Source organism: Halobium salinum (genome assembly GCF_026586625.1).
Lineage (GTDB): Archaea > Halobacteriota > Halobacteria > Halobacteriales > Haloferacaceae > Halobium > Halobium salinum.
The window spans coordinates 307,735-334,727 of sequence record NZ_JAODIW010000010.1 but is presented as its reverse complement, the minus strand read 5'-3'; the positions used below and the strand labels follow the sequence as shown (position 1 = coordinate 334,727).

The 26,993-nt window shown below is 61.0% G+C and carries 23 protein-coding genes and 1 pseudogene; 9 read left to right on the top strand and 15 right to left on the bottom strand.

What is annotated here, in order from left to right; genetic code table 11:
• Positions 1-140: pseudogene (locus N5095_RS20315) on the top strand (NAD(P)/FAD-dependent oxidoreductase); the annotation flags it as partial.
• Between the two features lie 22 nt (positions 141-162).
• Here the strand turns inward: N5095_RS20315 and N5095_RS20310 are convergent.
• Positions 163-996, bottom strand: coding sequence for a BtpA/SgcQ family protein (locus N5095_RS20310; RefSeq protein WP_267625006.1), 834 nt, complete (start codon positions 994-996; stop codon positions 163-165).
• 69 nt (positions 997-1,065) lie between these two features.
• Complete coding sequence (locus N5095_RS20305; RefSeq protein WP_267625005.1) at positions 1,066-1,536, bottom strand: GNAT family N-acetyltransferase; 471 nt, start codon at positions 1,534-1,536, stop codon at positions 1,066-1,068.
• Between the two features lie 213 nt (positions 1,537-1,749).
• Between N5095_RS20305 and N5095_RS20300 the strand changes: the two genes are divergently transcribed.
• Entirely contained in the window at positions 1,750-2,877 is a 1,128-nt protein-coding gene (locus tag N5095_RS20300; protein ID WP_267625004.1) for an AIR synthase family protein, read from the top strand.
• Positions 2,878-2,906: 29 nt separating this feature from the next.
• Here N5095_RS20300 and N5095_RS20295 read toward each other — a convergent pair whose 3' ends face one another.
• Complete coding sequence (locus N5095_RS20295) at positions 2,907-3,935, bottom strand: alpha/beta hydrolase (protein ID WP_267625003.1); 1,029 nt, start codon at positions 3,933-3,935, stop codon at positions 2,907-2,909.
• 59 nt (positions 3,936-3,994) lie between these two features.
• Between N5095_RS20295 and kynU the strand changes: the two genes are divergently transcribed.
• Positions 3,995-5,353 carry a kynureninase gene (gene kynU, locus N5095_RS20290; RefSeq protein ID WP_267625002.1) on the top strand — a complete coding sequence of 453 codons (1,359 nt, stop codon included), beginning with the start codon at positions 3,995-3,997 and terminating at the stop codon, positions 5,351-5,353.
• Positions 5,354-5,401: 48 nt separating this feature from the next.
• Here the strand turns inward: kynU and N5095_RS20285 are convergent, their stop codons facing one another.
• The 5 genes from N5095_RS20285 to N5095_RS20265 form a co-directional block, all read right to left on the bottom strand.
• Complete coding sequence (locus N5095_RS20285) at positions 5,402-7,447, bottom strand: ATP-binding protein (RefSeq protein ID WP_267625001.1); 2,046 nt, start codon at positions 7,445-7,447, stop codon at positions 5,402-5,404.
• A 197-nt stretch (positions 7,448-7,644) separates the two neighbouring features.
• Positions 7,645-7,959, bottom strand: coding sequence for a hypothetical protein (locus N5095_RS20280; protein ID WP_267625000.1), 315 nt, complete (start codon positions 7,957-7,959; stop codon positions 7,645-7,647).
• Entirely contained in the window at positions 7,956-8,858 is a 903-nt protein-coding gene (locus tag N5095_RS20275) for a succinylglutamate desuccinylase/aspartoacylase family protein (protein WP_267624999.1), read from the bottom strand. Before N5095_RS20275 ends, N5095_RS20280 begins: the two co-directional genes overlap by 4 nt.
• Before the next feature lie 156 nt (positions 8,859-9,014).
• Entirely contained in the window at positions 9,015-9,326 is a 312-nt protein-coding gene (locus N5095_RS20270) for a HalOD1 output domain-containing protein (protein WP_267624998.1), read from the bottom strand.
• 99 nt (positions 9,327-9,425) lie between these two features.
• The gene (locus tag N5095_RS20265; protein WP_267624997.1) at positions 9,426-10,394 is read right to left on the bottom strand and encodes a Gfo/Idh/MocA family protein; all 969 of its coding nucleotides are present in this window, start codon (positions 10,392-10,394) and stop codon (positions 9,426-9,428) included.
• Between the two features lie 210 nt (positions 10,395-10,604).
• Here N5095_RS20265 and N5095_RS22650 point away from each other — a divergent pair, with 210 nt between their 5' ends.
• Positions 10,605-10,898: a DUF8106 domain-containing protein gene (locus tag N5095_RS22650; protein WP_464369009.1), complete on the top strand. Its 294-nt coding sequence runs from the start codon at positions 10,605-10,607 to the stop codon at positions 10,896-10,898.
• A gap of 309 nt (positions 10,899-11,207) precedes the next feature.
• Positions 11,208-12,218: a tyrosine-type recombinase/integrase gene (locus N5095_RS20260; RefSeq protein WP_267624995.1), complete on the top strand. Its 1,011-nt coding sequence runs from the start codon at positions 11,208-11,210 to the stop codon at positions 12,216-12,218.
• A 424-nt stretch (positions 12,219-12,642) separates the two neighbouring features.
• Here the strand turns inward: N5095_RS20260 and N5095_RS20255 are convergent, their stop codons facing one another.
• From N5095_RS20255 to N5095_RS20245, 3 genes are read right to left on the bottom strand one after another with little or no spacing between them, the layout of a single operon-like run.
• On the bottom strand, positions 12,643-15,606 hold the full coding sequence (locus N5095_RS20255) for a type I restriction endonuclease subunit R (protein ID WP_267624994.1): 2,964 nt from the start codon (positions 15,604-15,606) through the stop codon (positions 12,643-12,645).
• Positions 15,603-16,958: a restriction endonuclease subunit S gene (locus N5095_RS20250; RefSeq protein ID WP_267624993.1), complete on the bottom strand. Its 1,356-nt coding sequence runs from the start codon at positions 16,956-16,958 to the stop codon at positions 15,603-15,605. The genes N5095_RS20255 and N5095_RS20250 overlap by 4 nt, the downstream gene beginning before the upstream one ends.
• A complete protein-coding gene (locus N5095_RS20245) occupies positions 16,955-18,946 on the bottom strand; it encodes a type I restriction-modification system subunit M (RefSeq protein WP_267624992.1) in 1,992 nt (663 codons plus the stop codon). Before N5095_RS20245 ends, N5095_RS20250 begins: the two co-directional genes overlap by 4 nt.
• A gap of 351 nt (positions 18,947-19,297) precedes the next feature.
• Between N5095_RS20245 and N5095_RS20240 the strand changes: the two genes are divergently transcribed.
• From N5095_RS20240 to N5095_RS20230, 3 genes are all read left to right on the top strand, one after another.
• A complete protein-coding gene (locus tag N5095_RS20240) occupies positions 19,298-20,389 on the top strand; it encodes a DNA methyltransferase (RefSeq protein WP_267624991.1) in 1,092 nt (363 codons plus the stop codon).
• Positions 20,390-20,838: 449 nt separating this feature from the next.
• Entirely contained in the window at positions 20,839-22,104 is a 1,266-nt protein-coding gene (locus tag N5095_RS20235) for a tyrosine-type recombinase/integrase (protein ID WP_267624990.1), read from the top strand.
• A gap of 326 nt (positions 22,105-22,430) precedes the next feature.
• Complete coding sequence (locus tag N5095_RS20230) at positions 22,431-23,042, top strand: hypothetical protein (protein ID WP_267624989.1); 612 nt, start codon at positions 22,431-22,433, stop codon at positions 23,040-23,042.
• A 543-nt stretch (positions 23,043-23,585) separates the two neighbouring features.
• Here N5095_RS20230 and N5095_RS20225 read toward each other — a convergent pair.
• Together N5095_RS20225 and N5095_RS22645 are read right to left on the bottom strand one after the other, a co-directional pair.
• On the bottom strand, positions 23,586-24,221 hold the full coding sequence (locus tag N5095_RS20225) for a hypothetical protein (RefSeq protein WP_267624988.1): 636 nt from the start codon (positions 24,219-24,221) through the stop codon (positions 23,586-23,588).
• Between the two features lie 201 nt (positions 24,222-24,422).
• Complete coding sequence (locus N5095_RS22645) at positions 24,423-24,791, bottom strand: DUF8097 family protein (protein ID WP_464369011.1); 369 nt, start codon at positions 24,789-24,791, stop codon at positions 24,423-24,425.
• A 309-nt stretch (positions 24,792-25,100) separates the two neighbouring features.
• Between N5095_RS22645 and N5095_RS20220 the strand changes: the two genes are divergently transcribed.
• Positions 25,101-25,514 carry a hypothetical protein gene (locus N5095_RS20220; RefSeq protein ID WP_267624987.1) on the top strand — a complete coding sequence of 138 codons (414 nt, stop codon included), beginning with the start codon at positions 25,101-25,103 and terminating at the stop codon, positions 25,512-25,514.
• Positions 25,515-25,620: 106 nt separating this feature from the next.
• Here the strand turns inward: N5095_RS20220 and N5095_RS20215 are convergent, their stop codons facing one another.
• Together N5095_RS20215 and N5095_RS20210 are read right to left on the bottom strand one after the other, a co-directional pair.
• The gene (locus N5095_RS20215; protein WP_267624986.1) at positions 25,621-25,965 is read right to left on the bottom strand and encodes a helix-turn-helix domain-containing protein; all 345 of its coding nucleotides are present in this window, start codon (positions 25,963-25,965) and stop codon (positions 25,621-25,623) included.
• The gene (locus N5095_RS20210) at positions 25,965-26,792 is read right to left on the bottom strand and encodes a hypothetical protein (RefSeq protein WP_267624985.1); all 828 of its coding nucleotides are present in this window, start codon (positions 26,790-26,792) and stop codon (positions 25,965-25,967) included. Before N5095_RS20210 ends, N5095_RS20215 begins: the two co-directional genes overlap by 1 nt.
• Between the last annotated feature and the right edge of the window lie 201 nt (positions 26,793-26,993).

Below are 26,993 nucleotides of genomic sequence, written 5' to 3'. Positions count from 1 at the left end.
CCGTCGCCCAACTCGGCCCGAGCGTCGTCACGGGGTCGGCCGCGAAGGCGATGAAGGCGAGCGTCGGCGCCGGCCACCTCTCCTCGGTCGGCGCGGTGACGAAGGCCGCGAAGCTCGTCGAGGAGGAACTGGGGAACTGAACCCCGGGTGAGTCGACGCGAGTCAGCGCCCCGCCGCGGCCGACACCAACGCCACCACCCGCTCGCGGTCGACCGGGTTCGTCGTCACGCCGTCCTCTTTCAGCGCCGTCCCGACGATAGCCCCGTCGGCGACCGAGAGCAGGTCCGCGACCGAGTCGGTCGTGACGCCGCTGCCGACGAGCACCGGCGCGTCGAGCCCGAGGTCGTCCCGCCGGTCGACGACGCGCCGGAGCCGGTCGGCGTCGACGGCCTCGCCCGTCCCCGCCCCGGAGACGATTAGCCCGTCCGCCAGTCCGCGTTCGACCGTCTCCGCGACGGCGTCGTCGAGGGAATCCCGGCTCGACAACGGCGCCGAGTGTTTCACGTCCACGTCGGCGAACACCCGTACGTCGGCCGCGTCGATGCGCTCGCGGAGGCGCATCGTCTCGTGGGCGCGCCCCTCGACGACACCCTGGTCGGTGACGCGAGCGCCGCTGTGGACGTTGACGCGGACGAAGCTCGCCCCCGCGGCCGCGGCGACCGAGAGCGCGGCTTCGGCGTCGTTTCTGAGGACGTTGACGCCGACCGGGAGGTCGACCGCCCGACGGACGGCGCCGACCGCGGCGGTCAACTCGCTCACGACGTGTTTCGGGACGTCGTCGGGGTAGAACGGCGCGTCGCCGAAGTTCTCGACGAGCACGGCGTCGACGCCGCCTTCGGCGAGGGTTTCGGCGTCGGCGACGGCCCGTCCTCGAACGGCCTCGCGGTCACCCTCGTACCGTGGAGCGCCCGGGAGCGGCGGGAGGTGGACCATTCCGACGAGCGGGCTGTCGGTGTCGACGAAGTCGAGCGGGTCGCGGGCGGCGGCGTCTGTCATGGTGGCTCTTCGGGGAGGAGTCGAAAAGGGATGCGGACTCCGGTGGCTCGGACGGCTCCGGGGCAGGTCTCAGACGGTCGACCCGTCGTCGGCGCTCGCTACGGATTTCACCATCGTTACGTGGGGAATCCCGGCCTCCTCGAACTCCCCGCCGACCTGCTCGTAGCCGCGGCGGCGGTAGAAGCCGGCGGCGTGGGTCTGTGAGTTGAGCACCAGTCGGTCGAACCCGCGTTCGGCGGCGGCCGCCTCGACGGCGTCCATCAGTCGGCCACCCCAGCCCTCCCCCCGTCGGTCGACGAGGACGGCGACGCGCTCGACCTTCGCGTCCCCGTCGCCGTAGTCGCGCAGGCGGGCGGCGCCGACCGGCTCCCCCTCGTCGTAGGCGACGAAGTGCACCGCGTCGGCCTCGTGTTCGTCGAGTTCGAGGTCCTCCGGAACGCCCTGTTCCTCGACGAAGACGGCGTATCTAACCGACACTGCCGCCTCGTAGTCCTCGTCGCCGTCGTCGTACTCGACCTCGAAGACACCCTCTCTGGTCACTACTCTCGGGTTGTCGTCGACGTAGCGTGAGCGTTGTGGTCGGTGTTCGTGAGCGGCGAGTTCGAGACGGTCACTGTGCAGTGCCTTTCGGCAGCCCCCGACTTCCGGAACCCCACCCCGCCAGTTGACCGACCGGGTGTCGGCTCGGTCGAGGTCCCCGCTCCACGTCGGAACCTCGGCACGCCTTTATCGACGGCGACCCCACCGAGAACGATGACCGACCTCGGGAAAGTCGACCGCGACTTCTTCGACGAACACATCTACCCCCGACTCGGCGCCGAGCGCGACGACGTGGCTATCGGCCCGAAACACGGCGTCGACTTCGGGATGCTCGATTTGGGTGGGACGGAGCGGTCAGGTACTACCGCGGAGGTCGGGAAGACGGGCCTCGTGATGGCCACTGACCCGCTCTCCATCCTCCCGGCACTTGGCTTCGACCGCGCCGCCCGCTTCGCGCTCCACGTCGTCCTCTCGGACGTGGCCGTCTCCGGCTTCCCGCCCTCCCACCTCGCGGTCTCCTTTACCCTCCCGCCGGAGATGACCGACGCGGAGTTCGCCGAGGTGTGGGCCGCAATCGACGAGGAGTGTCGCGACCTCGGCATCAGCATCGTCACGGGCCACACCGCCCGGTACGGCGGCGTCTCCTACTCCTGGGTCGGCGGTGCGACCGCCTTCGCCGTCGGTGACCCCGAGGAGGTGATTCGCCCCGACGGTGCCCGTCCCGGCGACGCGGTGCTCGTCACGAAGGGGCCGGCGGTCGAGACGACCGGCCTCCTCACCTCGCTGTTTCCCGAGGCCGTCGTCGAAGAGGGGCTCGACCCGTCGCTCCTCGACTCGGCGCAGGCCCGCCTCGACGAGACGCGGACGGTCCGGGACGCGGTGGCCGCCGCGGACGCCGGGAGGGGAGAGGGCGCCGTGGGCGGCAGTGTCGGGGACGACGACGCCGGAGGCGACGACGGGGCCGGCGTCACCGCGATGCACGACGCGACCGAGGGCGGCCTATTCGGCGCGTTCTGTGAGGTCGCCGCCGGAGCGAGCGTCCGTCTGACGGTCGAGCGCGACCGCGTCCCGATGCGACCCGCGGTGCGCGAGACCTGCGACGCGCTCGGAATCGACCCGTGGACCTGCACGAGTTCCGGGACCCTCGTCCTGACCGTCGACCCCGCCGACCGCGACGCGGTCGTCGCGGCGCTCGAATCCCGAGGGACGCCGGTCGGGGTCGTCGGCGAAGTGGAGGAAGGCGAGGGCGTCGTCGTCGACGACGAGTCGGTGGAGCCGCCCGAGTCCGACCCGTCGTGGGACGCCTACGAACGGCTGGCGACCCGAAGCGCCGAGCAGTAGCGCGTCGGGCCGTCGCTCGACCTCCCCGTTTACCCGTCGCCCCCGTCGACGCCGAGATGCTCGCGCGTCCGCGCCGCCACGTCGTCGAAGGCGGCGTCGGCGGCGCCGACCCGGTCGGCGAGGCTGAGGAAGCCGTGGCACATCCGCGGGTAGTGGAGGTGGTCGGTCGGCACGTCCGCCGCGTCGAGCCGGCCGGCGAAGGCGTCCCCCTCGTCGCGGAGCGGGTCGCGGCCGGCGGTGACGACCGTCGACGGCGGGAGGCCACCGAGGTCGGGTGCTCGGAGGGGGGCGGCGTAGGGGTTCGCGGCGTCGACCGGGCTCCGGAGATACTGTTCCCAGAACCAGCGCACGTCCGCCCGGGTGAGCAGGGGCCCGTCGGCGTTCGCCGCGTAGGACTCGCGGTCGAGGTCCCGGTCGAGCATCGGGTAGAACAGGAGCAGGTGCCGGAGTGCCGGAGCGCCGCCGACCTCCCGGTCCGCCGCTTCCCGTGCCCGGAGCGCCGTCGCCGCCGCGAGCGCCCCGCCGGCGCTGCTGCCGGCGACACCCAGTCGGTCGGGGTCGCCGCCGAACGCCCGGGCGTTGGCGGCGGTCCAGCGGAGCGCGGCGAAGGCGTCGTCGACGGCGACCGGGAACCGGTGTTCGGGCGCGAGGTGGTAGTCGACGGAGACGACGACGCAGTCCGCCCGCGAGGCGAGGCGCCGACAGAGGTCGCCCGCGGAGTCGAGCGTCCCCATCACGAAGCCGCCGCCGTGGAAGAAGACGACCGTCGGGAGCGGGTCGCGTCCGGACTCCCCGCCGTCGCCTGCGGCGCCGCCACCGTCGCTCGCGTCGTCGGCTTCGTCGTCGCGCTCGGGCCGGTACACTCGGACGGGCACCTCGCCGTGTGGCCCCTCGAAGGCGAGATTCCTGACGGAACCGACCGGCACCGACGCGTCGGTCGTGAACAGTTCGTCTTCGACGCGGCGGGCGCCCGCGACGGAGAGCGCGTGCCACTGGGGCACCCCCGTCGCCTCGATGTCGCGGACGACGGCGGCCAGTTCGGGGTCGAGTTCGGACATGAAGCCGAGTTCCGCGCCGGCACCGAAAAGTCCACCCCCCGGCCGGCCGAGGGGCCAGTATGACCGACGACACCGGCCGTGGTTCCGACGCCGACTTCGGGTCCGGTTCCGGTTCGGACGCCGAGACCGTCCCCGAAGCCCCGGCGCCGACCGCGGGTCGTGACGCCGCCGTCGCCCGCGACGAGGCGGACCCCCTCGCAGAGCTCCGCGGGCGCTTCCACGTCCCCGAGGGGCAGTACATGGACGGCAACTCGCTCGGCCCGCTCTCGACCGACGCCGAGGCCAGCCTCGACCGCGCCGTCGAGGAGTGGCGGGAGTTGGGCATCGAGGGGTGGACCGACGCCGACCCCGACTGGTTCCACTACGGCGAGCGCCTCGGCGACCGTCTCGCCCCCCTGCTCGGCGCCCGTTCGGACGAGGTGGTCGCGACCAACTCCACGACGGTGAACATCCACGCGCTCGTCGGGACGTTCCTCGACGAGCGCGACGACGACAAGGGGCGGACGGTGCTCGTCAACGAACTCGACTTCCCCACCGACCACTACGCCATCCGCGCGCAGTTGTCGGCCCGCGGGCTCGACCCCGAGGAGCACCTCGTCGTCGTCGAGAGCCGGGACGGCCGCACCGTCGAGGAGACGGACGTAATCGACGCGCTCGCCGACCACGACGTGGGCGTGCTGTTCATGCCCTCGGTACTCTACCGCTCGGGCCAGCTGTTCGATATCGAGCGCCTCACCGAGGCGGCCCACGACCACGGCGCCGTCGCCGGCTTCGACCTCGCTCACTCCGTCGGTGCGGTCCCACACGACCTCGACGCCGCGGGCGTCGACTTCGCCGTCTGGTGTTCGTACAAGTATCTCAACGCCGGCCCGGGCGCCGTCGGGGGCCTCTACGTGAACGAGCGACACTTCGACGCGACGCCCGCGCTTGCGGGCTGGTGGGGGAACGACAAGGGGACGCAGTTCGACCTCGCCCCCGAGTTCGACCCCGCGCCGGGCGCTGGGGCCTATCAGGTCGGCACCGTCCACGTCCTCTCGGCGGCGCCGCTGTTCGGCGCGCTCGACACCCTCGACGACGCCGGCATCGACCGCGTCCGCGAGAAGTCGGTCGCGCTCACCGACTACCTGATTCGCCTCGTCGACGAGCACCTCCCGGAGTGCGACGTCGGGACGCCCCGGGAGGCGAGTCGGCGCGGGGGTCACGTCGCCGTCGAACATCCGGACGCGTACCGGCTGAGCCTCGCGCTGAAGGCCCGGGACGTGGTCGTCGACTACCGACCGCCGAACGTCGTCAGAATCGCACCGGCGCCGCTGTACGTCTCCTTCGCGGACGTGTGGGACGTGGTCGAGACGCTCCGAGCGATTCTGGACGAGGGTGCCCACGAGGCGTTCGACGAGGCCGGGGAAGGCGTCACCTGAGCGGAGAGTGGCCGAGCGGAGGGCGGCCGACGCCCCCCACCTCGAATCTCAGTCGAACCGGACGACGAACCGGCTCCCCTCGGCGCCGTCGGCCCGGTCCTCGACGTCTATCGACCAGCCGTGGGCCTGGACGACCCGCTGGACGGTCGCGAGCCCGAACCCGGTCCCCTCGCGGTCGGTGGTGAACCCGTAGTCGAACACGCGCGCTCTGTCGGTCGGCGGGATGCCGGGGCCGTCGTCGGCGACGGCGAACCCGTGCTCACCGTCGAGCGGCGCCACCGCCACCGTGACTCCGGGGTCGCCGTGTTCCACGCCGTTCCCGGTCTCCGACCGGGAGCAGGTCGAGCCGTGTTCGACCGAGTTCCGGAAGAGGTTCTCGAAGACGGTCCGGAGACGCTCGGGGTCGGCCGGGACGGTCGGGAGGGCGGCGTCGGCGTCGAGACTCGCCGCCTCGCCGGTGTCGACGGTCCGCCACGCGCTCCGGGCCGCGTCGGCGAGGTCGACGGCGACGGTCTCGTCGACGGTCCGACCCTGTCGGGCGAGCGAGAGGAAGTCGGCGATGAGCGCCTCCATCCGGTCGAGGGCGTTCGCCGCGGTGTCGAGGTGGTCTCCGTCGGGGTCGCCGTCGGCCGCCGCGAGGTCGAGGTGGCCCTTCGCCACGTTGAGCGGGTTGCGAAGGTCGTGTGAGACGAGGCTGGTGAACTCCGCGAGGCGGTCGTTCTGGCGGGTGAGTTCGGCCTCGCGGCGCTTCTGTCCCGACTGGTCCGCGTAGACGACGAACCCCTGGGCGCTGAAGTCGCCCAACTCGACGGGGATGACCGTCACGCGGAACTCACGCACCCCGGTGGCGGTCCGGCGCTTCACCTCGGTCTGCACCGTGTTGCCGACGTAGTAGGTCTCGTCCAGCGTGATGCTCTCTTCGTCCTCCGGCAGGACGAAGTCGTCGATGTCGTCGCCGACGACCGTCTCCCGGTCGTACCCGAACACCCGCTCGAACGCCGCGTTCACGTCGTCGACGACGGCGCGGCCGCCGTCGGCGTGGCAGGCGGCGACCGGCTCCGGGAGGTTCTCGAACAGCGCGCCGAGACGGTCGCGCTCCTCCCGCAGTTCGGTCTCGAAGCGAATCCGTCGCAACGCCTCGCCGGCGTGTGAGAGGAGCAGTTCCGCGAGGTCGCGGTCGGCCGCCGTGAAGTCGTCGCGCTCGTAGGAGACCGCCTGAAACACCCCAGCGTCGCCGAAGGGGACGGTGAGGCCGGAAGCGAAACTGTCGGCGGCGGGCTCTGCGGTCTCCGTCTCCGTGATGTCGCCGTGGACGTAGGACTCGCCCGTCCGCAGGGCCTCGCCGACGACGCCCTGGTCGACCGGTGCGGCGTCGAGTGCGACCGGTCCCCCTTCGTTCGTCGAGGCCCGTGGAACCACGTAGCCGTCCTCGACGAGTCCGACGTAGCAGACGTCAAACGCGAGGATTCGCTCCGCGGCCTCGACGGTTCGCCAGCACACCGCGTCGGTGGTCTCACAGTCGCCGACGTCGTGGGCGAACCCGTGGATGGCCTCCAGCCGTCGCTCCTTCTCCAGCCGTCGGTGAGCGCCGTCGGCGCCCGTTCGATCGCTCGATACCGGGCGGGCCGGATTCGCGCCGGGCGGGTCACCGTCGACCGAGTCTCCGCTGGCAGATTCGCCGTCGGCGGGGCCCGCGCGGGGCGAGTCGGCGGCGTGGGACCCCTCGAGGACGAGTCGGTCGACGCGCGAGGCGAGCGCGTCGACTCCGGCCGACCGCGTGTGGACGTCCGTCGCACCGGCGTCGAACGCGTCCGCGACACCCTCGGCGTCGGTGACCGCGAGGAGCGGGACCGCCGCGTCGAGGCGCCCGAGCGCGGCTACGGTCTCGGCCGCCTCCGGGACGGTGACTATCAGGCAGGCCGGACGCCGGGAGCCGTCCGTGAGGCGGTCGCGCGCGTCGGCCGCGTCGACGACGGTCACGTCGCCGGCACTCACGTCACGCGCACGGAGGCCGTCGGCGACCCGTCGGGCGGACGGCGTGGCGTCCGCGCCGCCCACAACGAACACCGGGGCCGTCTTTGGACGGGGAGACATCTGTTCTCTCTGTCAATTCTCGTAGGGGTACATGTGTGTTTCGCGACGACACGGTGTGCGCCGGCACGGGCCATTCGGCACCGACCGGTCGGCGTAGCTGTCGTGCGTCAGTCCCCGGTCGTCGGCGACGCGAGCCGGCGATACGCCGGTCGGTCACTGCCACGACGCCAGCCTGTCACTGCCACGACGCCAGCCTGTCACTCCCGCGATGCCGTCCGTGACGTGAGGCGGCGCACGACCAGTCGGTCCAACACGCCCCCGACGGCGAGGGCGACGGCGTAACAGCCGACGAGAAACGGCGCCCAGTACACCCACATCTCGTAGTTCGGCGCCAGCGCGCGCCCGAACACCGTGCCGGCGGTCATGACGAAGTAGCCCGGCAGGACGAGCGGGGTCGGCTGCCAGAACTGCGCCGCGACGGTCGGCACCACGAGAAGCGCGTAGACGAGGAGCACCGACGGCGAGAGGAGTCGGCGACGGAGGGTCGTCCGGACCGGGGTCGGGTCGCTCATTCGCCGGCCCCTCCGGACCCACCAGTTCCGTTCCCCTCGCCGGACGCTCCGGCACCGTCGGCTTCGGTCCCGTCGTCCGGGCGTACCAGCCCGTGAGCGCGCAGGAGGTGTTCCGCGACGGCGAACTCCCAGTCGACCTGCGTGTCGAGCGCGACGAGGTAGTTCGTCGTCTCGACGATGTAACCGGCGACGCCGAGGTCCGCGGCGACCTTGTGCGCCAGCAGCGGCGCGGAGCCGTCGAGGCGGTTCGCCCGCCGATACTCGTGGACGGGCATGTACCACGGCACCTCTGTCTCGTTTGCGTACGCCGCCGCGTCCGCCGCGTAGGCGGTCGCCTCACCGGTCACGGTCGGGAAGATGGCCTGTCCGACCGACCCCCGGTGGACGCCGTAGATGCCCGTCGAGCGGTGGAGGTCGACGACGGCGTCCGGGTCGGCCTCGGCAACGACGCGCCAGACCGCCCGGGCTAGCTCCGTCGCCGGCGCCTCGCCGGGCGTGAACTGCCGGTTCAGGTCGCCGCCGACCCCCTCTCGTGTGTTCGCTTCGATGGCCGGCCGGTTGGCTCGGGGGACGACGACCAGCCGCCCGGCCGCCACGTCGCCGGCGGCGACGCGTTCCGCCGTCCGGTAGCCGACGCGTTCGTCGCCGTGGAGCCCGCCGACGACGACCACGGTCGGCCCGTCCCGAGGACCGTCGACGGTCACCACCGGGGTCGCGTACTGCGTCCCGGCGAGCAAGGTCCCCGTCGAGCGGTCGCCGACGCGTTCTCGGTCGGCGGCGGTCCCGCGGCCGTCGAGAGTGGCCCCCTGGTCACCCGGGGCCCCACGTGCGCGCGAGAACCCGAAGCCGGGGGAGAGACCGCCCGCGCCGAGGCCCGCGAGCAACGTCCGTCGTTTCATCGTCCGAGACGACGGGACTGGGACACAAGACGCTGTTCTTCCGCGGACGACGTTCGTCACAGAGCCGGGACACGATTCCGGCCCCGGGCTACGCGTTCCGGTCGCTGTGGGCCTTCGACAGTCTCCGCGGAGTGAACGGGCCGAAGACGGCCTCGTTCAACCCTGACGGACCGTGATGGTGCCGTCGCTCGCGATGTTCACCATCTCGCCGCCGAGCGAGAACTCGAACTCCCACTCTTCGGGTGCCGGGCGGTCGTCGTCGACGAGTACGTCGAGGACCTCGGTGTCGACGAGGTCCGCGAGTACCGTGTCGGGTGCGAGGTCGACGGGGTCGACTCCACGCGCCTCCGCGACCGCGAAGGCGACGGCTGTGCTCAGCGACCGGCCCGAGTCGGTGTCGAACGACACACGATGTGCGACGCCCGGCTGGTTGCTCTCCACCATGCTCTTGATGTCGTGAGAACGCATGACTTCACTTAAATGAACCGGGTCGTTTCGGCGGTAGCGACCCGTCAACGACCGGTCACGACTGTCTCGACCCCGTTCGACCGGTGGGCCGCCGTCGAGTCAGGGGCGGGCCGGAGCGTCCGACTCGGCGCTCTCGCGAATCGCATCGAGGACCCGCGCGTTGGCGACCGTCTCCTCTCGCGTGACCGGCGGAGCCGCACCGCGCTCGACGGCGTCGGCGAACGCCTCGACCTGGAGTCGGTAGTGGTCCACCGCGTCGAACGTCTCGGTGACCTCGCGGCCGTCGACGCGATAGGTGAGCGACACCGACTCGTCCGCGCCGGGTCCGAACACCGTCTCCCCTTCCAGCCACCCGTTCTCGGCGTCGACGCGGTATCGCTCCTGCTTCGTCGTGTCGAACCCCGACCGCACTTGCGCGTGAGCGCCGGGGTACTCGAGTCGCGCCGCGAGTTCGGTGTCGACGCCGCAGTCGCGGGTGTCGAGGGCGTGTGCCGAGACCCGCTCGGGTTCGCCGAGGAACCCCCGCGCGGCGCTGACGGCGTAACAGCCCACGTCCATCAGGCTCCCGCCGGCGAGTTCGGGGGAGAGACGGATGTCGTCCGGACGATTCCGGAGCGAGAAGGTGAACGTGGCCGAGACCGAGCGAACCGTCGACAGTTCCGCTTCGACGATCTCGCGGGCCCGCACCGTCCGCGGGTGGAACCGGTACATGAACGCCTCCATCAGCGCGACGCCCGCGTCGTCGCAGTGGTCGAACAGCGCCTCGGCCTCGTCGGCGTCGACGGCGAGTGGCTTCTCACAGAGTACGTCGAGGCCGGCGTCGGCGGCCCGCCGGGTCCACTCCGCGTGGTGGGCGTTGGGAAGCGGGTTGTAGACGGCGTCGATACTGGCGTCGAACAGCGCCTCGTAACTGCCGTAGGACTCCGGGATGCCGTTCTCGTCCGCGAACTTCCGCGCCCGATACTCGTCGCGGGAGGCGACGGCGACGACCTCGTGTTCGCTCCCCTGGATGGCCGGAATCACTGCCTTGCGTCCGATGCCCGCCGTGCTGAGTACGCCGAATCGCATACGTGCACCTCTCGGGTTGGGCGCTTCAACCCCCCGACACCGGCGAGCGGTCGGCCGTGTGTATCGTCGACACTTGACTGAAAAATATGGTGTATGTGTAGAAAAATCTAGGAAGCTGTGCCGAAGCCGCCTTGCTATCGTGAAAAACCGTTTACTTACACGGTTTTAGACGGTGCCACTTAACTTCACGGCGGTACTGAGTTCTACTCGATGAACACCGCCGCCCGCTCCTCCGACACAGCACGGAAGTCCACCCTGTTCTGTCCAGACTGCTCCCACGCAAGCCCGGTCGACGGGGACTGGCTACACCGCGCCGGAGAGTCGGAGACACGGTACGTCTGCCCGGAGTGTGACGCCGTCGTCGTCTCCCGCCCGGAGCGCGTTCCGCCGTCCAGACCGCCCGGAACACTGTCGGCGTCGCTGGCGCTCGCCGCGGGTGCGTGGCGGGCGACGGTTCGCGCGTGGGGGTCGGCGTGCCGGCGTCTGCGTCCGCTCCGTCGGTGAGGAACCAGAGGAGTTCCTCGTAGCGAGGGCTCGACCCTCGAGAGCAGTTACGTCGATGGAAACTCACAGGGGAGAGACCGCTGCAGGATTCGAACCGCGGTCGCTTCGGTCGCTTGCTCTTGACGCTCCCCGATTCGAATCCTTTGCGAGACACTTCTCGCTCCTCACTTCGTTCGTTGCAGAGAAGTGGGCGCTGCAGGCTTTCGTTCGACGGGCGAACGGAACTTGCTTTCGAACGAAACTAAGCTCAACGCGCCCGCTCTGAACGAGGCTCCACGACCCGGATTCGTCACACCGTTGTGATAAGTCATGGACCTCGAACCAATCGCCCCCGAAACAGCACTTGAATTGTATCTCGCCGACCGAGAAAACGAAGTCACCGAGGCAACCCTTCGATCCCATCGTTCCCGGCTCGGCCACTTCATTCAATGGTGCGACAAAGAAGACCTCGATAACCTCAACGACCTCACTGGCCGACGGCTTCAAAAATACCGGGTCTGGAGACGGAACAAAGGGAATCTGGCACCGGTTAGTGAAAAGACGCAGATGGATACCCTCCGCGTCTTCATTCGGTGGCTGGAGAGCATTGATGGAGCCGAACAGGACCTCAGTACGAAAGTACTCTCTCCTACTCTAGCGTCCGGCGAAAATGTACGCGACGTCATGTTGGACTCCGAACGGGCTGACGCGATTTTATCCTGTTTGTCGAAATACCACTACGTATCAATTCAGCACGTTACAGTCTCACTCCTCTGGCATACAATGATGAGGATTGGTGCTCTTCGCGCACTTGACCTCGACGACTATTCGGCTACTGGCAAGTACCTAAAGGTCCGTCACCGACCGGAATCAGGGACGCCAATCAAAAACAAGTACGATGGTGAACGTCACGTCGCTCTTTCCGACCCGATTTGCGAGCTGATTGATGATTGGATAGCTGAGAAACGTCCGGAATCAGTTGACGAGTTTGGCCGAGATGCCTTGGTTACGACTTCTCAGGGTCGTGTGAGCAAATCATCGATACGGGCGTACGTCTATCAATGGAGTCAACCTTGCCGTTATAGAAGCGTCTGTCCTCACGGACGCGAGCAATCAAGCTGTGAGGCGACGCATCGTGACCACGTATCGAAATGTCCCTCCAGTATCAGCCCACATGCTGTTCGTAGAGGGAGTATAACTTACAGTTTGTCTCAAGATGTTCCGGCGAAGGTTGTCTCAGACCGAGCAAACGTGAGTCCTGATGTCTTGGATAAACACTACGACCGCCGAACAAGTGAAGAGAAGATGGAGCAACGTCGACAGTATCTCTCGAATCTCTGACGGAGTCCTTCTGTTGAGGCACTTGTGAACTACCTATTCTTTCAGCCCACCCAGACTGTCTAGTATCTGAATAGGATGTGGGTTCAGAGGCGAATCTTGCTTTCGTCGCTCTATGGTCGGTGGCACAGTTAACTAGAGAGGGACTACAGTCCTCAAGGCATCACAAAGTGATGAGCAGGGACTCGGACCTAATCTCACCTGACACCGCAATTGAGTTGTATCCCACCGACCAAGAAAACGAAGTCTCTGGGGCATCCCTCTGGGCACCCCGATTACGATTAGGCCACCTTGTTCAATGACAAAAAAAGGAAATTCCAGACAACCTAGATAGACTTTCCGGACGCCGTCTTCAATATCACCGACTATGGTGCGAGACGAGGGTGCCCTTGCCGTCAGTTCGAGAGATAGCTGAATGCGGAGGTTTTCAACTCTCTGCTTCTTGACTAGCCTGGTAGACTTCCTCGCGCAGGTGATTAGTGATCGCCTCCTGCACTTCCTCGTTGTCCATGAACTTCGCGAAGAGTTCCTGATTTTGATCCATACGGTCGATGAACATATCGGTCAGGGCGTCGTCAAACTCAAGCGCGAAGTTCTCTTGACTGTTCTTCTGGGCTGACTTTCGCAGGTGGTCGTCGTCTAACGCATCCTCTTTGAGCTGGTCGAGAAACAGCTGGTCAGCATCAGTGAAGTCCGTACCGAGAGCCTCGTTGATCTTCTCGACAACAGTCGATAGTTCGACTTCCTCATCCTGCTGGCCACCAGTTCCAGTTTCCGTCGGTACCGAAACCCCACGACTACCCGTGCCGAGTTCGATACTGCCTTCGGCAGACTTCTCTAGTCGATAATACTGGAGCGCGAGTTCGTCGTTGAACTCAACGCGTGATTCCCCGGATTTTCGAGGGAGTTCTTTGTAGAGGAACCGCCCGAACGTGTACAACTTCTCTAGCCGAGTGTCCTCATAGGTCACCACTTGCGACTGAAACTTGTAGAGACGGAGGAATGAGCGGAGCTTCGACCGAAACTCTTCCTGCGTCTCCTCATCCGCTACCATAAATTCGTCGTGAGCGGGCTGAACAAGACTACTCAGCTTCGCATGTGCCTGCTCCGTCGCCCGGTTCTCTGGGCTGAAGAACTCCTCTGCAAATCTATCAACGTGTTCGCGGCTGTAGATTTGCATCGCGTCGAGTTCAGACTCCAGTCGGTAGATATGCTGTGGGTCTGTCGTCCCCTCAATAGTCGTCGCCTCGTAGTACGGTCTGAACGAGTCGTAGATATCCTCTTGGTCGTTCTCAAAGTCGAGGACGAATGTATCCTCCTTTCCCGGATGGGTGCGATTGAGGCGGGAAAGCGTCTGGACAGCCTGTACGCCAGAGAGCTTTTTATCCACGTACATCGTGTGTAGCTGGGGCTCATCGAACCCGGTTTGATACTTGTCTGCGACGACTAGTACCTGATACTCCGAGGAACCGAACGCGCGGGGGAGTTCGGATTGTTTTAGGCCATCGTTCATTCCCTTCTCGGTGAACTCGATTCCATCGTCGTCCACTGTCCCGGAGAATGCGACGAGCGCGCCGAGGTCGTAGCCGTTTTCGTCGATGTAGTCGTCTATCGCATTCTTGTAGCGGACCGCGTGAAGACGTGAGGAGGTGACGACCATCGCTTTCGCCTTACCTCCAACCTTGTGCTGCGTGTGGTTTCGGAAGTGCTCGACGATGATCTCGACTTTCTGTGAGATATTGTGCGGGTGAAGCTTGAGGAACTTAGAGACTGCCTTCACTGCCTTCTTCTGGGGAACCTGCGGGTCCTCCTCGATGACCTTGGCTACGTTGTAGAACGTCTCGTACGTAGTGTAGTGCTGGAGCACGTCGAGAATAAACCCCTCCTCGATTGCCTGCCGCATCGAGTAGACGTGGAATGGCTCGGGCGTGTCGTCGCCCTCGGGTGTGTTACCGAACGCCTCTAGTGTCTTCCCCTTTGGAGTCGCGGTGAACGCGAAGAAACTGAGGTTCTCCTGCTTGCCCCGCGCCTTGGCACTCTTGGCCAACAGGTCCTCCCAGTCGTCGTCTTCCTCAATATTCTCTCCAGCGAGGATTTGCTTCATTTCCTTCGCCATCTCCCCGGTCTGGCTGCTGTGCGCCTCGTCTACGACGACGGCGTAGTCCAGGTCGGGGAGCCCCTGCGTATGTTCGATGACGTAGGGGAACGTCTGAAGGGTGGTGATGACGACTGGCTTCCCGGCTTCGAGTGCCGCTGCCAACTCCTTCGACTTAGACTGGCCCTCGCCTTTGACCGCGTGGACGACGCCGGTCTTGTGGTCGAGTTCATAGATGGTGTTCCGCAATTGTTCGTCGAGTATGGTGCGGTCGGTGACGACGACCACACCATCGAATACCGCCTCGTCCGCGTCGTTGTGGAGCGAAACAAGTCGGTGAACCAGCCACGCAATAGATTTACTCTTGCCGCTCCCGGTGGAGTGTTGGACGAGATAGTCTTCACCGACGCCGTTCTCGCGTGCGGAGGCGACCAGTTGGCGGACGCACTCCAGCTGGTGATACCGGGGGAAGATTATTGTCTCTTCGTCGCTCACCTTGACGCCGTCCTTGCGGATTTCTTCCTCGTCGATGTGGATAAACCGCTGGAGAATTTCCATCCATGAGTCCTTGGCCCAAACCTCCTCCCAGAGATACGCGGTTCGGTGGCCGTCTTCGTTCGGTGGGTTCCCCGCGCCACCGTCGTGACCCTTGTTGAACGGGAGGAAGTACGTGTCCTCGCCGTCCAGTTCGGTCGTGTACTCGACCTCGTTTGGGTCAACCGCGAAGTGGACCAGCGCCCCGCGCTTGAACTTGAGGACGGGTTCGCCGGGATCACGCTCCTTCGCGTACTGCTGTTTCGCGTCCTCGACGGTCTGCCCGGTGGCGGGGTTCTTCAGTTCCGCCGTCGCCACGGGGATACCGTTGACGCTCAGGGCGAGGTCGATGCTCAGCGACGGGTCGGTCGGGGAGTAGTGGAACTGCCGAGTGACCCCGAGGCGGTTCGCCTCGTACTGTTTCTGGACCTCAGGGTTCTTCCTGGTGTTTGGCTGGAAGAAGGCGAGTTTGATCGTCGTGCCGGTGGTGCGGAGGCCGTGCCGCAGGAGTTCGAGCGTCCCGCGCGTTTCGAGGGCACTGGTGAGTTCTTGGAGGAACCGCTGCCGGGCTTTGCCCTTGTAGGCAGTCTCCAGTTGTTGCCAGCGGTCGGGTTGGGTTTCCTTGACGAACGAGACGAGGGTGTCGGGGAATACGCCGTGCTCGGCATCGAACTCGTCAGGACCAAGTTGTTCGTACTCGCCGTCGAGCAGATGTTGCTCTATGTATGTCTCGAACGCATGCTCGTCGTACTGTTTGTTCATACGAGAGTCTCTTGCTCCTCACCTCGTTCGTCCGTGACATCAATCTGGCCCGTAACCGAATTTTTGATTAAAGCCTGCCGTCTTTCTTCAAATAGCTTGATACTCTTTTCAACTCGTCGAATTATCTCGTCTGTCTTCTCGTCAACCATCGTGAGATTTCGACCAATTTCGCGCTGTTCTTCAATTGGTGGCACAGGGAGGACGCCCCTGCGTAGGTCGAACAAATTCACTCCCTCAACGGCCGCTCCACGTGTTTGTAACTCCATTTGTTGTCGGAACGGCTCCGAACGAAGGGCATACATTAGCCAATCACGATCCACTCCTTCTTGTGATGAGATACGTGCAGTGTCCTGTGTTAGATTAGCCCCCTCTAATTCAGGGGGTACTTTGACAACACGCCCGACGCTTCCCCGTATCTCGTAAACCAAGTCACCCACGTCCAGTCGTGAACGACTATATCGTTCGGCAATTTCTTCGGTTGTTTTCGAGAGATTATCCCGATTCAGTTTCTCAGGTTCACATTGTCCCCCTTTTATATACGGAACTCCGTCATCCTGATCTGGTCCGGGCTGAACAATACCATAAACAATCGGCGTGTATGGGTCTCGAATGTGGTCCAGTCGAAGTAGCTTCCAATGTTCAGGGATGGCGGTATACCATTCAGATTCCACAGATCGCAATGGTGTATCGTCAGTCAAACCGGCTGTAACAAGACTCGTGATGATTGCTGTCCTGCGCTCTTGCAGTTTATTTACGAAATCTTCCTTCTTTGAAACAACATCTGCTATATCCGAAACCTTATCAATAAGACAATCCGAAATCACCTTCTGTTCATCTACACTAGGTAGTGGCATCTCAAGCGAACGTATTTCAGGCATATAGATTGTCTGGTGGGTTGAGCCCTTCATCAGTCGTTCAAATTCTTGATCCATTGCACGGAACACGAACACAAGATATTCCGGTACAAGATCATCACTACAAACCCAGTTGGCGAAGTCCTGTGAGGTTGCCATCTGCTTATTCATTATACCCGAAAACCCAACAGAAGCGGTTCTAGATAGGAAAACCGTTCCTTTGGGTAGAAGTTGTGCCCCGGAGTTCTCGAGACCAAGCTCACTAATTTTGTATTCTGTCTGATTCAGGTATATTCTATCACTATTTCTGAATTTATGTATGTCTGATGTCGTGACCCACGGTATGGTTAGGTTTTCCCAGTAGATGTCCTCAGACTTACTAGGCGTGTGTCCTGACTCAAGTTGAGCTACGAATCGAACTTTGGTCGTATCCCATCCTTGTGGTATTTTACCAATCCATCCGACCCCCGACTCTTTGAGATTCTCTCTAACCCTCATAGAGTAATGTCCTGAGTAAGTTCCGCGATCTCCTCTTCCAGCGCGGCCAACTCTGCGTCGATCTCAGAAATGGAACGTGGTGGTTTATATTCGTAGAAGAACCGGTCGAAGTTGAGTTCGTATCCAACTATTCCCAGTTTTTCATCCTTATCATCGTGGTATTTACTACTCGTATTCAGCCAAGCATTCCTAAGATAGGGTTCAATCTCCTCGCTAAAGTACGATTGGGGGTCAAGGTCTAACGGTATCCTCTCCTTTTGTCGTCGATCAGTATCATGTTCAGGGTTGCCCTTCCCGTCTCTACAAATCTCTGCTTCGGAATCTTGCTCCCCAAATGCCCGCTCAATAGCGTTATAAACACTATTACGCACATCTAACCCCGCCATGTTCAACTGTAGCTCAACGTCGTCGATAAACTCCTCCCGGTCCATCCAGATCATCTCGTCGTTCATCTCGGACAGCGCCTCCTTGATGCGCTCTTGAATCTCCTCGTCGCGGTTGGTGAACGCACGCTCGTCATCCAATGCCGCGATATTCTCCTCGGAGACCTCGAACCGCAAGCGAAGCGGCTGGTCGATGACGATACGACGGTAGCCGAACTCCTCGTTGTCCACGACTTTCGAGCGTCCGTTGGCCTCTAAGTCCCCGAAGATGCGCGTGATCTCGGCGATGTGGTCGTCGGTGAGTCGGTGGCGTTTGTCACCGAGACTCTCGTCCATCTCCTTGTACATCTCGCGGGCGTCGATGAGCTGCGTCTTCCCTTTCCGGTGGTCGGGCTTGTCGTTCGACAGCACCCAGATGTAGGTCCGAATACCGGTGTTGTAGAAGAGGTTCTCCGGCAGACCGACGATGGCTTCCAACCAGTCGTTCTCCAGAATCCAGCGGCGGATGGCCGACTCACCGCTGTTGGGACCGCCATTGAACAGCGGCGACCCGTTGAACACGATGGCGATGCGGGAGCCACCCTCCTCCTTGGGTTTCATCTTGCTGATCATGTGCTGGAGGAACAGCATCGAGCCGTCGTTGACGCGTGGCGTCCCAGCCCCGAACCGTCCGGCGAACCCCATCTCCTCGTGCTCGCTCTCAACCGCATCCTTGACCTTCTTCCACGAAACCCCGAACGGGGGATTCGAGAGCATGTAATCGAACCGCTTGTCGGCGAAGCCGTCGTTTGTGAACGAGTTCCCGTACGCGATGTTGTCCGGGTTCTGCCCTTTGATGAGCATGTCCGAGTTACAGACGGCGTACGTCTCGGGGTTGAGTTCCTGCCCGAAGGCGTGGAGTTTCGCGCCCTCGTTGAGTTCGCGCACGTGATTCTCCGCGACACTCAGCATTCCACCGGTGCCACAGGCCGGGTCGTACACAGTTCGGACGGCCCCATCCTCGGTCAGCACCTCGTCGTCTTCGTCGAAAATGAGGTTGACCATCAGCTCGATGACCTCGCGCGGCGTGAAGTGCTCCCCGGCGGTCTCGTTGCTGAGTTCGTTAAACTTCCGAACGAGTTCCTCGTAGATGTACCCCATTTCCTCGTTGGGAACCTCCTCAGGGTGCAGATTGATCTCAGCGAATTGTCGGACGACTTTGTAGAGGAGGTCTGCGTCGTCGAGTCGCTGAATCTGGTGCCCGAAGTCGAACTTGTCGAATATTTCCTTCGTATCTTCGTCGTATGCGTTGATGTAGTACTGGAGGTTCTCCGCGATCTGATCCGGGTCATTACAGAGAGACTCGAACGTGTACTCGCTGACATTGTACACTTCCTGCCCGGAGACGCGCTTCAGCGACGGCGCGACGTTCTCGATGCCCTGCTCTTGGAGCGTCTCGTACCGCCCTAATACTTCGTCTTTGTTCCGTTCGGTCACACAGTCGAGGCGCCGGAGAACCGTCAGCGGGAGGATGACCTTCTGATACTCGGATTGCTTGTAATCTCCTCGGAGAAGGTCCGCGATAGACCAGATGAAATCGGCCTTCTCGTTGAAATTATCGACCATCTACAGGTGTGGTTGTAACTAAGGGTCATAAAATATGTGGAGCCTCGGTGCGGCGGGCCGATTGATCCTCTCCTTGAAAGAATAGAAAAGACGCCATGCTTGACGCACACGAGACAAACAAGATTCATGCGTCCGAGTACGCTGTCAAGTGTGCAGAGTGCTATTAAATACGCCTCTGCTTGAAGGAGAGCACTCCGGATTTTTGCAACCAGAGTTCCTACTTGACTCTGGAACTCTTAGAACGGTCGGTCTTGCTAGCGTTGCCATTGCCGGTTCCATGCAGACTTCGTAGGATTGAACCTTTGGTCCGCAACTGAAAAGACAGCTACAGGAGGATTTTGTGCTACGTAAATGAATACTCGCTATCAAAGCAGAGATTGGCTCTATAGAGAATATTATGAGAAAGAGCGTACACTCCAAGATATCGCAGACGAACTTGGAGTCGATCACACCACGATATCAAAGTGGAGGCGTAAGCTCGACGTCCCAAAACCGTCCCGTAAAATAGAACTGACCTGCCCGATCTGCGATAAAGACTTCATCCGGTCAAAGGGCCGGGTTGAAAGGGCTAAGCACACATCTGTTTGTAGCCGTGACTGTCTCCATGAGGCTCGCCGACAGGGATTGCTGAGTTGGAAAAACCGGATAGTCCAGGGCAATTCTCGTGAACTCGAAAGAATCCCGGATGAGAGTATTGACCTCGTTGTAACTTCCCCTCCGTACCATGTGGACGGATTCACGGAACGAGAAGACTATCCGAATTACGACGATTCCCAAGGCATTGATCAGTGGGAATCGCTCATGGAAGACGTACTTTCGGAGCTATTCCGAGTAACGAAACCTGATGCAAAGATTTGCCTCATAGTCGGCACTTCAAAGGCACTTAGCGGACGGACGCGCCAGTATAGATTGTCGGCCCACACGTACAATCTAGCTCTAAATGCCGGTTTTGACTATTTTGATGGAATCATTTGGAGTAAAAACACGTATGCTAATTCAGGCGGGCGTTCTAAGCCTCTCTTCGGAAGTTATCCCTATCCGACTAACTTCCTCATTAATCAGAACCACGAACAGATTCTTGTGTTCCGGAAATGGGTTTCCGAGGATTACTACAGTCAGAGAGACCTTCCCGGACAAGAATCCGAAGTGAAAGAAGAAAGTAGATTGTCTGTCAAAGAGTGGAGAGAATACGCTCAATCAATTTGGAAAATCGATCCAGTAAAGAATGGCGACCACCCCGCTCAGTTTCCTGAGGAATTGGTGGCGAGACTCATTCGTCTGTACAGTTTCCGGGAGGATACTGTATTTGATCCCTTTAGTGGTGTAGGAACAACCGTTGTTGCGGCTATGAAGAATGGCCGCCAAGCATCCGGGTACGAACTCAGTTCAGAATATTGTGAAGTAGCTCGGAATAGGCTCGATAATCTACGTACTCAGTTTTGAGTAGATGAGATGCATGGTCTCCAGGGTGTCAACAATATGAATGACTGATCCTCGTCCAATATATTCTGATATCGTAGCTCGTCCGTGAATTTGATTGTAGGTTTGTCTGGCGGTTACAGTGTGCTGCGATTCATATTCAAGTTGTGAACTTTCTTTTTTAACTGGTCTGGAGTAACCGATGCGGAGAGCGCCCACGGGAAGGCGCCCACGTCAGGAACGTTACAGCGTTCCTGGCACCCGGTATCAGTCAAACAATACCGGAGTCCCGTGCATCCAACAATGAACCGAAACTCGACACACGGAACACTTCCGTCGTACAGCCTATTCAGTCAAAAGCACCCCGGTGAACTCAAAGACACTCACGAGTGCGCGACCGGGAAGGGGAGCAAAGATATCTCAAAGCAGGCGCTCAGCGCCGGGAACCAGAACGCGTAGATAGGTAACTCAAAATGACGATTAATCCCACTTCTAGTGGCAACACTGGGAATACGAACGGTCAGGACGAGGGGCATGGACATGCCCACACGCGGAAACAAAACGCCAACAACAAGATCGAACATGTCGCCGGTGATTCCGAAAGCCCAAGTTCTGAGTCACCTCGAGTAGCGTCTTCTGAACTCACACTCTCGGATATTGAGAGCGTCATCAACGACGCGAAGGAATCACTCCAACCTTTGGCACCCGGCGCAGGAGTTGAGCGTTACCTCCAATCGATTCGTACTGAAGTCACGGAGAATACGGTTCAGGAGTATGCACGTAAGCTTGAGCTCTTCATCAAGTTCGCTGAAGAGAATCAAATTGAAAACCTGAATTCGCTTGATGGGCGTCTCGTTGATTCCTACCGGATTTGGCGTCGAGAAGATTCCACAGACAAAGTAGATTCTCTCGGGAAGAAAACGCTCCGTGACGACATGTACCTTTTCAGGGCTTTCTTGTCATATATGGAGTCCATTGAAGCGGTCAAATCTGACCTCAGCGACTCCGTGAGAATCCCCCAACTCAACCCCGGCGATGGTGTTCGAGATGTGGAACTCCCGCGAGATCGGGTTGAAGAGATCATCTCTTACCTCAACAAGTACGAGTACGCAACTACGGAGCATGTCGTGTGGCTGATTCATTGCTCCACAGGTCGACGACCAGGTGCGCTACATTCTCTCGATTTAGAGGATTTCTGCGCGGACGACAAAGAACCGTACTTGCACTTCAAGCATCGAGGAGGGACAACTCGTCTGAAGAACGAGGAGCAGGGCGAGGCTTTGGTGAACATCCCTGAGTCCATTAGCGAGGTACTCAAAGACTACGTTGAGGAGAATTGGGATGACGTGACGGACGACGACGGCCGCAGTCCGTTTTTGACGTCAACACACGGTCGGTTGTCGAAGCCCACGATGCGGAAGTACTTCTACAAATGGAGTCGGCCGTGTGCGATCGGTCACGAGTGTCCACATGGCCGTGAGGTTGCAGACTGTGAAGCGGCAGCCTCGGCTGAGGTGGCGTCGAAGTGTCCCTCGAGTCAATCGCCGTACTCTGCTCGGCATGGGTATCTATCTCAGATGCGTCGTGAAGGTCTTCCAATCGCGATCCTGAGTGAACGGTGTGACGTGAGCGAGGAGATGCTGAAGAAGCATTACGATGAGCGAACCGAGGATGAAAAACGGGAACTTCGGCGCAAGCTCCTTGCTGAGGTAGAAAATCAGGGAGGCGGATTTCTTTGACGATCTTGAGGTATTAAGGGCTCTCTGGGTGGCTTGCGGAGGAAACGAGGTGTCTTGGAACCCAAATTCGAGTATAGGGCTATTGTACATTGATGAAGTCGCCTTCCCCCGTTCAAGGGGGTACTACGCGGCTTTCCCAACGTACTCTGTTGACCCGGACACGGTGTGGCTACCGGATACTAGCGACGATTGTGCGTATTGATGTTTGTTCGAGTCCGATTTTTGGATCGCGCCCTTTCTTTAGAAGGTTTGAGTACAGAGGGTCTTTAATACACTCAATTGACAAATCATTTATGACATCTGAATCGATTCAATCTCGATAATTGATGAATCTGAACGAATTATCAGAAGAAAATCAGGAGCTGCTCCTAATCATTACAGTCGGAATTAGTGCAGCCCTCGTCGTATCTGACTGGATCGCTGAGAACTACTACTTACTCGAGTATCTGTTCGTAATACTCCTATTCGGACTGGTGCACGAGGCTTGGTCAAATTTCCAAACGGACGATACTAGTCTCGAATTCATCCAGATTTTTGGCGGTGGGTCGCGTGTAATGATGCAGGCTGCACTATTGGTGCTTATTGGAGGTTCTGTCATCGTCTCTCTAGAGCTACAGCGATTCGTTGAGAGTAAGGTGGGGCCTCTTTCCGTAGTCCAAATGCTCAGCCTCATAGTCGTTCTCAGTCGAGCTTATGTGAACGTCTACGATTCGAGAGATATCGCTGCGGTGTTGGACGGACGACCGGATACCTACGCTACCTACACAGCAGGTCTCTCAGCTTTTCTTATCTCGTGGAAGATTCGAAGCCAGTACCCGGTGCAAGGTGAAGCTCACAATATGATCACGATTGCCTCAGCAATTCTGATTGCCGGAGTGTTGTTCTACTACTTCGACTTTAGCGAGTACTTGCCTACTCTTTCGGATTCGCACTCCTGACATAGAATGTTGAAAAGGGCGAGCATCTGTAATCACAAATATTAGTTGATTTTTGGTGTTTTGGGACGATTGTTGCCTATTAGCGGCTCTGTCGCACACTTGCGGCGGAAATGAGGTGTCTCCGAGTGGCGTTTGCGGCGGAAACGAGGTGTCCGCAATTGTACAGTCTTCCTCCGAAGGTGCGGGTCTGAACGTGGAAGTAACCGCTTGACCAAGTCCATAGTTCCAGTATTAGAGTTGACTTAGTGTGTTGAGCGTTCTACAGGTGTCTTGCGGAGGAAACAAGGTGTCCGACACGGACGCGGTTTGCGTTGCCAGTAACAATGATATTGGGCCGTTGAAGTACGAACCATCACTAATCAGAGCCATCCAGAGACAGACGCAGACGCGACTCAACATCCGACACCAATCTATACGTGTTGCACCACAACGGGATTTCACCGTACTGATTCGCCGCACGGGGTTTCGGGCGACGAGTTAGCGTTCTCTGACGGTCGCGGGTGTGTTCATTTAGCGTCTGTGGCGAGGAGTGTGGTTGCACCGTTAGTGGTGCTTGATTTTCGCGTACACCTTCACGGCCTGGAGCCCATTCCTATACGACCAAGACCCAGGTGACGCCACGATACCAAGGATAACGAGCCCAACAAGGCTCGTGGTCGAGTTGAGCACACCGCTGTTCCATCCAGCTTTGAATCGGAGCTCAGGTGCTTCGAGCCGAGTGGAGAGTTCCTCGGGTTTGTATGCGAGTTGTTCGACTAAAGCCTGTGATAGTATTCGTCCGTCGTAGAGCCGTTTGAAGATGAAGGATAGTAGCATGGAGATGGCCGCGCCAAGCGCCCACGATTGACCGAGCTGAGTGCTAATCAGGCATCCCACGACGAACGCAATTCCGTGCGTAATGACACTATCTAGGTACTCTATGACAGTAAGACCGCGTTTGAGGTTCCTAAATTGACCCCTGCTATCCTCAAGGCCTCGTCTTCCGATTCGCCACCACTCTCGTTTCTGGTCCTCAGAAACATTGGATACCTCAGAGGTTTCTTGAAAGATGTCGGCGAGGTCTTCCCTGAACGCTTTCAGAGTATCCCCGCCGAGGATGTTATTCAGTTTCTCGTGCGCCGTTTCGTGGTCTCGTTCAAAGAGGCGGGCGTGATCTCGATCATTACCAGTTGATATCACGATACGATAGGAATGAGTACCTTCAGTATTATCAATGTTTTTGGACCGGGGAGAAAGTGAACCGCGTCCGGGTAACTGGGGGTCAGTAGTATCTGGAACCGCTCTGAAAACCGTCCGCTTTATCTGTCTGATCCGTCGCGGATACGTTCCTTTCTTTTCAGTATAGTCGTCGGTGATTCAGCCTCTAGAGACAGAGCGTGTCTATTGTTCGCTCACTGTGTCAGGAAGCGGATTGAGGACTCCATACCAAAGTCTGTACAGTATCGTCCCAACTGCGGCACCTAGTACGAGACTTTCGCGTTCGGATTCTGAGATTAGGTCTAATAGTTTCAGAAGAAGAGGAAAGATCGCCACCGGAATCAAGAACCGACGCCAGCGGTTTGTACGGTTATTGCCGTAGTCACGGTCGTATGTCCATCCGCGTACGATTTGATAAATAAAACCGAGGACAAAATATCGAGGGGCAAACTGAACTGTCTCTTCGTTATTTACCACCCGAGTACAGCGTTGATATGCTCGATAGAGGCTGCTGACAAAACTAATCCGAGCCTTCGTTCGACGCGAAATCATCGTTCACACATAGGAAGGTCACGACATAGGTGCTGGGGAGTCAATCTGAGACTCGCGGCACCTCTCTAAGAGCTGAGTCACGTCGAACCCGGTCGGAACAAAGGGAGTTTCTTCCAGCGTCAGTCGGTGTGACCCAGCTCCTATAGATAGAGCGTGAGTTGCGGAGCGAAGGAACCATATCGCTACCTGACAAAATAGTAGAAAGTGACTCAGTGGGTGCCATTCGGACTCGTTCTTCTGGTGTGTCTCGCAGGCTGTAGCGCCATTCCCGGTGTAGAACCTGCACCACAGAAAGAGCCAGCGCCGGTGATGATGGTGAACAACGCAACTCAGACGGAGACGTTCACGGTGGGTGTCGTTGAAGTCGGTAACAATCTCACCGTTCAGGACGGAGATGGTGATTCATTCAATTACACAATCAACCAAGGCTCATCCACATACACCACCTCGAATGCTTCGAGTTTCACTCACATTGACTTTCCTGAGTCCGCCAGTAGACACGGTGAGTATACCCTCCAGCCTGGTGAGCGAAAGCAAATCGATGTTGAGGGTGTCGCCCCTAACAAAGCAATCGTCGTCCTTGTCTACGACGAAGACGACGGGACATATCGCTCAATAAAGACGCTCAGCTGTAGCGGAGCCATCCAAGGCTACAGGGTAACATCGCAGAAAGGTGGTTCTGACGACTGGACGATGTCCACACACCAGTGTTCAAACTGGTGACCGGTAAAAATCGAATCTTGATAGGTTGATGTCCTGCATACGCGGCACCTCTCTAGGAGCTGATTCACAGCGAACGGTAGTGGAATAAAGCCTTTCTGCAGTCGAGTCAGTCGAGGTGGAACAGGTCGGCGGACGTCCCGGGTGTCTCCTCGCGTCGGAGCGCCCCCTCGTCGGCGAGGGCACCGAGGTAGTTTCGCACCGACCGACGGGAGACGTCGACGTGCTCGACCGCGTCGGCCACGGTCACGGGACTGTCGCCGGCCTCTCGGAGCGCCCGCAGGAGCTCGCGCGCCCCGTCGGTCACGTCGAGGTCCTCGGGGTCGACCGCGTCCCGATCGGGAGCGCCCGAGCCCGAGCCGGCGCCGACCGCCTCGGCAGGGACGGTCAGGCCCCGGTCGTCGACGACGAGCGAGAGGTCCGACAGGTCGGTCGCGCCCTCGGGGACGGTCACTATCTCTGTGTGGGGCTCGGCGTCGACGCCGTCGAGCAGCGCCTCGGGGACGATGGGCGTTTCACCGTCCGCTCGCCGCCCGGGTAGGCGTCGGCGTCGCTGAACGCGGCGGCGACGTCGGGGAACCGGGCGTGTTCGGTCCCGACGTCGTCTCGGAGGACGACCTCGCCGCTCGCCTCCCGTACCCACACGTTCGACCGGGAGCCGGGCCGGGTCAAGGCCTCGCCACCGATTCGGAGGTCACGGGGCGAGGTGTAGTATCGGGTTTCGCCGTCTTCGACTGAATCTGACCGGCAGAACGGCGGTTCCGCGAGGAGCGTGTCGGCCACGTTCGGCGCGTCGTCGGGGCGAGTTAGGACGATAGCCCGACGGCCTTCGGCGGCGGCCTGCAGAACGTGGCGGGCGGTCATGCCGGCCTTGGTGCGCCCGGTCGAGGACTCGCTCTCGACGCGGGCCTCCTCGCCGCCGGTGAGCCGCTCGACGAGGGCGGGCGCGTGCTGCTCGGCCTCGGGCGTCGGTCGAGCGAGGGCGTCGGCGTCGTCGCCACTCGCGTCGGCGATTGTGATGTCGAGGCCGGCGTACGTCAGCCCGGGGTGGGCGTCCCACAGGAGCAGGGCGTAGCCGGCGCCGCCGGCGGACTGATTCTCGCCGACGGTCGCGATCGTCAAGCGGGGCGACACCGCTCGGAGGACCGCCTCCCCGTCCTGTTCGCGGACGTCGAGGCGGTCGTCGCTGACGTACTGCAGGAGGCGGCGCCACAGGTCGTCGGTGGTGTCGAGGAGGACGCCGACCGAGTCGGGGACGGGCATCTCGTCGAGGGCGGCCACACGCCGCGTGACGGCGTCGGCACACTCAGCGAGGTTTAAACATACGCCTCGGGGCCGCCGGCACGACAGGCGGTGTCGTAAACGCCCTGCGTGGCGGCGCGTTCGACGGCGTCGGCCACGGTCACCGGACTGTCGCTGGTTTCCCGAAACGTGAAAGTGCCAATCGGCTTCCTTGGGCAAGGACGCGGCGTTTTCACCGGA

Bases quoted from the DNA above. Each gene is read 5' to 3' on its own strand.
- N5095_RS20310 (WP_267625006.1), bottom strand. From the start codon at position 996: ATGACAGACGCCGCCGCCCGCGACCCGCTCGACTTCGTCGACACCGAC.
- N5095_RS20300 (WP_267625004.1), top strand. From the start codon at position 1,750: ATGACCGACCTCGGGAAAGTCGACCGCGACTTCTTCGACGAACACATC.
- N5095_RS20295 (WP_267625003.1), bottom strand. From the start codon at position 3,935: ATGTCCGAACTCGACCCCGAACTGGCCGCCGTCGTCCGCGACATCGAG.
- kynU (WP_267625002.1), top strand. From the start codon at position 3,995: ATGACCGACGACACCGGCCGTGGTTCCGACGCCGACTTCGGGTCCGGT.
- N5095_RS20285 (WP_267625001.1), bottom strand. From the start codon at position 7,447: ATGTCTCCCCGTCCAAAGACGGCCCCGGTGTTCGTTGTGGGCGGCGCG.
- N5095_RS20280 (WP_267625000.1), bottom strand. From the start codon at position 7,959: ATGAGCGACCCGACCCCGGTCCGGACGACCCTCCGTCGCCGACTCCTC.
- N5095_RS20275 (WP_267624999.1), bottom strand. From the start codon at position 8,858: ATGAAACGACGGACGTTGCTCGCGGGCCTCGGCGCGGGCGGTCTCTCC.
- N5095_RS20270 (WP_267624998.1), bottom strand. From the start codon at position 9,326: ATGCGTTCTCACGACATCAAGAGCATGGTGGAGAGCAACCAGCCGGGC.
- N5095_RS20265 (WP_267624997.1), bottom strand. From the start codon at position 10,394: ATGCGATTCGGCGTACTCAGCACGGCGGGCATCGGACGCAAGGCAGTG.
- N5095_RS22650 (WP_464369009.1), top strand. From the start codon at position 10,605: ATGAACACCGCCGCCCGCTCCTCCGACACAGCACGGAAGTCCACCCTG.
- N5095_RS20260 (WP_267624995.1), top strand. From the start codon at position 11,208: ATGGACCTCGAACCAATCGCCCCCGAAACAGCACTTGAATTGTATCTC.
- N5095_RS20255 (WP_267624994.1), bottom strand. From the start codon at position 15,606: ATGAACAAACAGTACGACGAGCATGCGTTCGAGACATACATAGAGCAA.
- N5095_RS20250 (WP_267624993.1), bottom strand. From the start codon at position 16,958: ATGAGGGTTAGAGAGAATCTCAAAGAGTCGGGGGTCGGATGGATTGGT.
- N5095_RS20245 (WP_267624992.1), bottom strand. From the start codon at position 18,946: ATGGTCGATAATTTCAACGAGAAGGCCGATTTCATCTGGTCTATCGCG.
- N5095_RS20240 (WP_267624991.1), top strand. From the start codon at position 19,298: ATGAATACTCGCTATCAAAGCAGAGATTGGCTCTATAGAGAATATTAT.
- N5095_RS20235 (WP_267624990.1), top strand. From the start codon at position 20,839: ATGACGATTAATCCCACTTCTAGTGGCAACACTGGGAATACGAACGGT.
- N5095_RS20230 (WP_267624989.1), top strand. From the start codon at position 22,431: ATGAATCTGAACGAATTATCAGAAGAAAATCAGGAGCTGCTCCTAATC.
- N5095_RS22645 (WP_464369011.1), bottom strand. From the start codon at position 24,791: ATGATTTCGCGTCGAACGAAGGCTCGGATTAGTTTTGTCAGCAGCCTC.
- N5095_RS20220 (WP_267624987.1), top strand. From the start codon at position 25,101: ATGATGGTGAACAACGCAACTCAGACGGAGACGTTCACGGTGGGTGTC.